1 protein-coding gene is annotated in these 1136 nt (G+C 62.5%); it reads right to left on the bottom strand.

Features of this window, described 5'->3' with window-relative positions; translation table 11 throughout:
• Positions 1–1136: cbb3-type cytochrome c oxidase subunit I (locus ACGFNN_RS35100; RefSeq protein WP_393561972.1), on the bottom strand; the 1136-nt coding region annotated here is incomplete at both ends.

Below are 1136 nucleotides of genomic sequence, written 5' to 3'. Positions count from 1 at the left end.
GCGCCGAGCCAGTGCTGCACCAGGAAGGTGCCGTGGAAGCCGCAGAACAGCGTCCAGAAGGTCATCTTCCCGAGCCGCTCGTCCAGCATCTTGCCGGTGAACTTCGGCCACCAGAAGTGGAATCCGGCGAACATCGCGAAGACCACGGTGCCGAAGACGACGTAGTGGAAGTGCGCGACGACGAAGTACGAGTCGGAGACGTGGAAGTCCAGCGGCGGCGAGGCCAGGATCACGCCGGTCAGACCACCGAAGGCGAAGGTGATCAGGAAGCCGATCGACCAGAGCATCGGCGTCTCGAAGGACAAGGAGCCCTTCCACATCGTGCCGATCCAGTTGAAGAACTTCACACCGGTCGGCACCGCGATGAGGAACGTCATGAACGAGAAGAACGGCAACAGCACGCCGCCCGTCACGTACATGTGGTGCGCCCACACCGTCACCGAAAGGCCGGCGATGGAAATCGTCGCCGCGATCAGGCCGATGTAGCCGAACATCGGCTTGCGGCTGAACACCGGAATGATCTCGGAAATGATTCCGAAGAATGGTAGCGCGATGATGTACACCTCTGGATGGCCGAAGAACCAGAAGAGGTGTTGCCAGAGCAATGCGCCGCCATTGGCCGCATCGAATACATGTGCGCCGAATTTACGGTCCGCCTCCAGCGCGAAGAGCGCGGCGGCGAGAACGGGGAAGGCGAGCAGGACCAGGACACCGGTCAGCAGCACGTTCCAGGTGAAGATCGGCATGCGGAACATCGTCATGCCGGGGGCGCGCATGCAGATGATCGTGGTGATGAAGTTGACCGAACCGAGGATCGTACCGAAGCCGGAGAAGGCCAGACCCATGATCCACATGTCGGCGCCGACACCCGGCGAGCGGACCGCGTCCGACAGCGGGGAGTAGGCGAACCAGCCGAAGTCGGCCGCACCCTGCGGGGTGAGGAAGCCGGCCACCGCGATGATCGAGCCGAAGAGGTACAGCCAGTACGCGAACATGTTCAGCCGCGGGAACGCCACGTCGGGCGCGCCGATCTGCAGCGGCATGATCCAGTTCGCGAACCCTGCGAACAGCGGCGTCGCGAACATCAGCAGCATGATCGTGCCGTGCATCGTGAACGCCTGGTTGAACTGCTCGTT

Origin of the sequence: Streptomyces sp. NPDC048590, from assembly GCF_043199535.1 — a bacterium.
Taxonomy (GTDB): domain Bacteria; phylum Actinomycetota; class Actinomycetes; order Streptomycetales; family Streptomycetaceae; genus Streptomyces.
Note: the sequence above shows the minus strand (reverse complement) of the source record. Positions and strands in the feature narration are given on the sequence as shown.